Source organism: Nonomuraea zeae (assembly GCF_005889725.1).
GTDB classification, from domain to species: domain Bacteria; phylum Actinomycetota; class Actinomycetes; order Streptosporangiales; family Streptosporangiaceae; genus Nonomuraea; species Nonomuraea zeae.
On the sequence record NZ_VCKX01000663.1, the window covers coordinates 1 to 1,446 of the forward strand.

A 1,446-nucleotide genomic window follows, 5' to 3' on the forward strand; every position below is an offset into this window, starting at 1 on the left:
GTGTCTTAGGGTCTCGTGGGCTCGGAGATGTGTATAAGAGTCAGCCGTCACCCCGCCCCCGGGCGGCTGCACGGCCACCCTCACGAACGTCGGCCAGTGGCAGGGCGGCTTCCAGGGCGAGGTCACCGTCAAGAACACCGGCAGCACCGCGATGAGCTCGTGGACGGCGAAGTGGTCGTTCGCCAACGGCCAGCAGATCACTCAGATCTGGGGCGGCACGCTCAGCGCGAGCGGCTCGGCGGTGACGGTGACGAACGCGAGCTGGAACGGCTCGCTGGCACCCGGAGCGTCGGCCACGTTCGGCTTCCTCGCCTCCTGGACCGGCGCCAACACCGCCCCCACCCCCACCTGCGCCTGACGCTCAGACCTGTCAGGTGATCGCGGCCAGCCTGGGCTCGGCCAGCCGCACGTAGTCCTCGGTCGCCAGCGCCACCGACCGGTCGAGCCGGCCGGCGTTGAAATACAGCTCGGGCTGGTCCAGCAGCGACGGATCGGCGACCAGCTCGAGCCGAGGGTCGTAGCTGAACGGCAGCACGGTCCCGCTCACGCTCCCCGCCAGCTCCTCGGCCTTCTCCTTCGCGGCGAAGGCCACGTAGGTGCCCTCCAGCAACGCCTTGACCGCCTGCAGATCGAGCCGCGCGTCACCGGGAACGACCGCCAGCACGTGCCGGGTCTGCTTCTTGCCGACCTTCACCATGACGATCAGGCACTTGGCCGCCTGCGCGGGATCGTGCCCGCGCAGGGCGCTGACCTCGTCCGTCCGTCCTTCCGGCGCGTGCTCGATCAGCCGGTAGCGCGCCCCGGCGGCGTCCATGTCGGCGATCAGTCGCTCGTAGGCGCCGTGCTGCTCACCAGTCACCGCTCAACAACTCCTTAGCCTCGGCGATCCGGCCCTCGTCGCGCTGGTAGAACACCCACTGCTTGATCTTCCTGCCCTTGATCAGCCGCGCCTTCACGAGCACCTTGAGGTGCTCGCCGCAGGTCGGCTGGCTCACGCCGAGCTTCTCGGCGATGAACAGCGAGCAGACCCCGTCCTGTACGAGGTCACCGTCCCGCTGAGGCGGAAAGTGCCGCTCGGGGTCGCGCAGCCAGTCCAGGACGAGCAGCCGCTTGTCGTTGGCCAGCGCCTTGACCAGATCAACGTCCAACACAAAGGCATTATGGCAATTAGCTAATTACCTGTCTACGCAGCCGCCGCCCATGGGACCTCTAGGGAGACAAGGACACCGGAGGGAACCCGAACCCTAGGAAGAGGAGCCCCCAGGAAGAGGAGCCTCTAGGAAAGGGAGCCCCCAGGAAGTGGAGCCCTAGGAAGAGGAGGTCACCACAGGAGCCCCTTCACTGGCCTGCACCAGCACGAACCCCTGCCCCCTGAACGCCAGTTGCATGGCCTCCCCACTCCCTGTCTCTTATACACCTCTCCGAGCCCACGAGACCCTAAGACAC

Annotated in this window: 2 protein-coding genes and 2 pseudogenes; 1 reads left to right on the forward strand and 3 read right to left on the reverse strand. The window is 67.1% G+C overall.

The genetic code is table 11. The annotated features are described in order from the left end of the window. Positions 1–79: 79 nt before the first annotated feature. Positions 80–358: pseudogene (locus ETD85_RS62210) on the forward strand (cellulose binding domain-containing protein); the annotation flags it as partial. 12 nt (positions 359–370) lie between these two features. Here the strand turns inward: ETD85_RS62210 and ETD85_RS62215 are convergent. The 3 genes and pseudogenes from ETD85_RS62215 to ETD85_RS66595 form a co-directional block, all read right to left on the reverse strand. Next, complete coding sequence (locus ETD85_RS62215; RefSeq protein ID WP_240780193.1) at positions 371–859, reverse strand: YbaK/prolyl-tRNA synthetase associated domain-containing protein; 489 nt, start codon at positions 857–859, stop codon at positions 371–373. After that, on the reverse strand, positions 849–1,151 hold the full coding sequence (locus ETD85_RS62220; RefSeq protein ID WP_170247513.1) for an ArsR/SmtB family transcription factor: 303 nt from the start codon (positions 1,149–1,151) through the stop codon (positions 849–851). Before ETD85_RS62220 ends, ETD85_RS62215 begins: the two co-directional genes overlap by 11 nt. Positions 1,152–1,307: 156 nt before the next feature. Next, positions 1,308–1,403 (reverse strand): annotated as a pseudogene (locus ETD85_RS66595) (AIM24 family protein); the annotation flags it as partial. Positions 1,404–1,446: the final 43 nt, after the last annotated feature.